A 5,398-nucleotide genomic window follows, 5' to 3' on the forward strand; every position below is an offset into this window, starting at 1 on the left:
AAATAAGACAACCTAAGTTGCATTTGAAAAGCTAATATAGTCTCGAAATTGACCTTATCTGAATGGGCATTCTACCCACCCAGACAAGCTCTCTGATTTAGTTGAGTTTTGCTAACATTGCTGCCTTCAAAGCATCATAATCCGCGCTAAGTGGCTCAGCTAAACATGGTTTTTGCAATGCATCGGCCAACGGTTTCGGCATATCAAGCTCCTGATTTAAAACACCTTCTACAGATTCTTTAAACTTCGCAGGATGTGCAGTGGCAAGGAAAATCCCGGTTTCATCCGCTTGAGAGTCCAGCGCTAATCCCTCGTAGGCTATCGCAGTGTGCGGCTCGGCCAAGTAACCTTTATCATGTAATTCTTGCATCACTGTTTGAGTGCGTGCTTCCGACACCGAACGTGAATAAAAGTCATGTTTGTTAAAATCCCCTCTTTCCAACATGATTTCAACTCGAGGCCAGTTATTAGGTTTACTCACGTCCATCGCATTAGAAAGTGACTCCAAAGTGTCGTTTGGTTGCCACTCACCCGAGGCGATGTAACGGGGCACTGTATCATTTTGGTTTGTCGTGGCACTTAACTTGGCAATAGGTAATCCAATCGCCGCTGCAATCATCGCTGCACAGACGTTACCGAAGTTACCACTTGGTACTGAAACATGTACTTTATCACGCTGAGACTTAGGTAATTGCGCTAGTGCTTCAAAGTAATAACACACTTGCGCTACTAAGCGGCTGATATTGATTGAGTTTGCCGAATTAAGACCAAGCTTTTGCTTTACCTCGTCATCAAGAAATGCTGACTTCACCATCGCTTGGCAGTCATCAAAGCTACCATCTACAGCATAACAATGAATGTTTTTCCCAAGTGTTGTAAACAGCTTTTGTTGAGCAAGGGAGATTTTGCCATGAGGATAAAGGATCACAACATCGACATTTTCTTTTTCATAAAATGCATGGGCAACGGCGGCGCCTGTATCACCACTTGTTGCCGTGAGGATAGTCACACGCTCACCTTGATTAAACATGCTAATGCATTCCGCCATAAAGCGGCCGCCAAAGTCTTTAAACGCTAATGTTGGACCATGAAACAACTCTAAGCAATGCTGATTCTTAGCAACTTCTACTAGCTTAGCCGGGAAATTAAAGGCGCGTTTTACCATCGCATCGAGCGTATCTTGTGGTAGTTCATCACCAATAAGGTGATGTAGTACCTTGGCACTACGCTCAGCAAAAGGTAATTCAAGTAATGCATCAACATCCGCAATACGCTCAAATGTAGGAGGAAAAAAGACCCCTTGGTTACGGCCTAAACCAATTTTTACCGCTTCTACAAATGAAACAACCTGATGTTCGTCTTTTAAATTCACTAATTTCATTACTTTTGATCCTTTAATTCTCTTGTGCCTTGCGCATCTAATCGGCAAATATGGCTAAAACCCGCTTCATTAATGTAATTTTGTTGCAACCACTGCTGCACTGCATTTGCCTGTTGCTCAGACTTACAAATGCTAAATAGCGTAGGCCCAGCCCCTGAAATGCTCACCAGCTCGGCACCGAGGGCTGGTAGCGCGTCTTTAGCTTCGTTAAAGCCGGCAATGAGTGGTGCTCTCGCTTCCTCGGCAATACTGTCTTTCATCATCGACAGTGCTTTGTCAAATTGACCTGACTGCATCAATAAGCAAAAGCCCGACAGTCGCTGGGCAAATTCCACCGTATCATGCAAAGAAAACTGCTGTGGTAGTGCTTGTCTTGCTTTCGCTGTATTCAACGCAAAGCCAGGGTATGCAATAACATAAAACCAGCTTTCATTATGCGCAACGCTGATTGCTTTACTTGGAATGCAGTCTGCTGTCAGTTGTAGCCCACCAAGGTAGCAGGGCGTGATGTTGTCGTAGTGACGACCACCACTGACCTTAGCTTCAAAGTCGGCCATCAACTCAATAAGCGCCTCTTGGCTTAATTGTGTATTAGCAAAATCATTGAGTGCAGCAAAAGCGGCAACCACAGAGCAAGCACTTGAACCTAGACCTGAACCAACAGGGAGCCCTTTATACAAGGTCATGGCAACCGCAGGCATGTTGGGTGCCACATGCTGTTTAAAGTGCTGTAAGCACTGAAACGCCAAATTATCTTTAGGATCGGCGGAGAGCTTTTCAGCGTATGGACCAATACAATTGAACGTATCACGCTCTGCGGCTTCAACGCTGACCTGATCACCCAGTAAACTGCCATCAATAGGCTGGAGTGCGGCGCCAAGGGCATCAAAGCCAACACAAAAATTGCCCATAGACGCTGGTGCATAAAATGTTTTCATAACTCCTACCTCGACAGCGTTTTTAGGATATCAGCAAATACGCCTGCAGAGGTTACCTCTGCGCCCGCGCCATAACCTCTGATCACAAAAGGCTTTGGTTGATAATATTGGCTTAAAATAGCCAGTGCGTTTTCACCATCGCGAATATCGTACAGAGCGTGCTCTTTATCTACCGCTTCAATGCCAACGCGGCATTTACCGTCTACGATTGAACCGACATAACGTAGCACTTGGCCTTGTGCGTTTGCCGCAGCAATACGTGCTGCGAAAGCGTCGTCTAATTGCGGTAATTGCGCCATAAATTCATCAACATTGGCGCCCTCTGCAAACCCTTCAGGCAACACAGATTCAACTTCAATATCACTGAGTTCCAACGGCAGCCCCGATTCACGGGCTATGATAAGCAGCTTACGCGCGACATCCGTACCAGATAAGTCATCACGCGGATCTGGCTCTGTAAAACCGCTTTGTTTGGCTTTCTCTGTCGCTTCGGATAGCGATAAACCGTCCGACAATACGCCAAATATATACGATAGCGAGCCAGATAAAATGCCACTGAATGAAAGCAGTTCATCTCCTGCGCCAAACAGCAGTTTAAGGTTGTCTAATACAGGGAGTCCGGCGCCAACGTTAGTTTCGTATAGAAAGTGACGGCGCTTAGCTAGTGCAGCTTGCTGCAGTGACTGATAATACTCATAGCTGCCAGTGTTAGCTTTTTTGTTAGCCGCAACGACATGAAAGCCCGCATTAAGAAAATCTAAATAGCTATCGGCAACGAACTGAGCTGCACTACAATCGACAATCACAGGGTTAATTAAATGATTTTGTCTCACAAACTGGCTAACCTGTTGTAAATCAAAGCCTGACTCAGCTTTCTCAAGCGCCAGCTCCCAGTTATCAAACGGTACGCCGTCTGGGTCTAAGTAACACTTACTTGAGTTTGCGATGCCATAAAGGTTCAAGCGTATATTGCGTTTTTCAAGCCATGCTTGCTGCTTATGAAACTGCTTCATTAATTCTTGACCCACTAGACCGCAGCCAATTAAGAAAACATCGATGGACGGTACGTGCGTGAAGAAGTTCTCGTGGCACACTTTTACTGCATCTTGGCAAAGTTCACCGTCAACCACCGCCGAAATAGAACTCTCCGTTGAGTCCTGCGCGATAGCAACGATATTCACCTGAGCTTGTGCAAGTGAAGCAAAGAATTTGGCCGCAAGACCTTTGTGCGCTTTCATGTTGTCGCCGACCAAAGTCACGATAGCAAGGTTGCGTTGCACTTCAATTGGGTCGATCAAGCCGGCTTGCGTTTCAAGCTCAAATGCCTGCTCAAGCGCAGCCAGCGCGAGTGTTAAGTCTTGCTCATGAACACAGAAACTAATGCTGAATTCACAAGAAGATTGCGTAATAAGTACGATAGATACGTTATCTGCTGCCAGTGCGGAAAATACCCGGGCAGCCATGCCAACCTTGCCTTTCATTCCAGGCCCTGCCACGGTCAACATAGCCAGTTTATCAAGGCTCGAAAGCGCTTTTACTGGAGCCTCGCCACCGCCTTGAGCACAAATCAGTGAACCTGGTACTTCTGGGTCATGAGTATTTTTAATTTCACACGGCACATCGGCTTTGGCGCAAGGTAAAATGGTTTTTGGGTGCAGCACTTTAGCGCCAAAATAAGATAGCTCCATGGCTTCTTTATAAGATAACACGTCGACCTTAGTCGCTTTCTTTATCAGGCGAGGATCTGCACTGTAGACACCATCGACGTCAGTCCAGATTTGGCAGATTTCGGCTTCAAGACACGCAGCAGCGACAGCCGCTGAGTAGTCAGAACCATTACGGCCCAGTGTTGTTAGCTCACCCGCTTCATTGCTTCCAGTAAAGCCCGCCATGATATAAAAACGTGACGCTTGGGCACGCACCAACTCTGCAAAACATAATTTACTTAGCTTAAGATCAACTTCAGCATCAAGATACCCGCCCTGCGTTTTTACACAAGCGTCGGCACTGAGCGCCACTGAATCTGATTGCAGCATTGTGTCCATCAGCGCAACGCTAATGCGCTCACCAAAGCTAATAACATAGGCTCTTGCTTGATCTGGGCAATGCCCCAATAACTTAGCCCCATCTAGTTTATTCTTAAGTAATTCAAAGTCAGGCCAGCCTACAACACCACCATACACCGCTTGCACTTCATCGTACAAGCCTTGGCTACGGGATATAAATGACTGCCACTGGGAGTCAAACGCTTCTCCTCGCCCAGCCAAATCAGCAAGCTCAACGAGCTGATCTGTCATGCCACCTGGAGCCGACAGCACGATAAGCGCTTGCTGCTGACCATGATTTTTAACTAGCTCTCTGACTCTTTGTAAACAGGCAAAATCTTTGAGGGAAGACCCTCCAAACTTTAGTACTCGCATCATTTTTCCTCATTCCAAAAACAAAAAAGGCCTGTGTTCGTAGTGAACACAGGCCTTTTTCAAACTCGCACCGACCTATGCCACTATCCCGTTAGGATGGTGGTTGTAATAATGGTCGTAGTGATAATATTCGTTTTCATAATTTTAGAGTGCCTGATGTTTAGCCACACTGTCAACACAAAAGAGCAAAATAGATTATGCAAATTTTTAATAGTGACATTTGTAATTTGCATAGATAAGTTAGCGGATACCAAACTGGTGCAGTAATTCTAATAACTGCTCTGCTTTAACCGGCTTTTCTAAAAACCCTAACGCCCCCAAATTTGCTACTCTTTCTTTCATCTTGGCCTGAACATCCGCCGAAATAACCACAACAAAACATTCAATTCGATTGGCTTTTATTGCTTCTAACACAGCAATTCCATCAAGTATTGGCATGGTTAAGTCGAGGCACAATAAATCTATTTGCTGAGTTTTCAGCAAATCAATCGCCTGCTGACCATTCTGTGCTTGATGTAAGGTCAGCTCTAATTTGCTCTGTAAGTTTTTAATGACTTGTTTACGGGCGACAGCCGAATCATCGCAAACTAAGACGGAATAACTCATAAGGTGGTCAGTCTTGTACTATTAATCTCAATGGACACCACTATCTTATAACA

The 5,398-nt window shown here is 45.4% G+C and carries 4 protein-coding genes; all 4 read right to left on the reverse strand.

Annotated elements, in window-relative coordinates:
• Positions 1–97 precede the first annotated feature (97 nt).
• The 4 genes from thrC to L1D50_RS21250 all read right to left on the reverse strand — a co-directional run bounded on the left by thrC (position 98) and on the right by L1D50_RS21250 (position 5,345).
• Positions 98–1,381, reverse strand: a complete 1,284-nt coding sequence (thrC, locus tag L1D50_RS21235; RefSeq protein ID WP_128728449.1) for a threonine synthase — start codon at positions 1,379–1,381, stop codon at positions 98–100.
• Complete coding sequence (thrB, locus tag L1D50_RS21240) at positions 1,381–2,319, reverse strand: homoserine kinase (RefSeq protein ID WP_128728450.1); 939 nt, start codon at positions 2,317–2,319, stop codon at positions 1,381–1,383. The genes thrC and thrB overlap by 1 nt, the downstream gene beginning before the upstream one ends.
• Before the next feature lie 5 nt (positions 2,320–2,324).
• On the reverse strand, positions 2,325–4,739 hold the full coding sequence (thrA, locus tag L1D50_RS21245; RefSeq protein ID WP_239966758.1) for a bifunctional aspartate kinase/homoserine dehydrogenase I: 2,415 nt from the start codon (positions 4,737–4,739) through the stop codon (positions 2,325–2,327).
• A gap of 240 nt (positions 4,740–4,979) precedes the next feature.
• Positions 4,980–5,345 (reverse strand): response regulator, encoded by a 366-nt coding sequence (locus tag L1D50_RS21250; RefSeq protein WP_239966757.1) that lies wholly within the window; start codon positions 5,343–5,345, stop codon positions 4,980–4,982.
• Between the last annotated feature and the right edge of the window lie 53 nt (positions 5,346–5,398).

This window comes from Pseudoalteromonas sp. Isolate6 (assembly GCF_022398435.1).
Lineage (GTDB): Bacteria > Pseudomonadota > Gammaproteobacteria > Enterobacterales > Alteromonadaceae > Pseudoalteromonas > Pseudoalteromonas galatheae.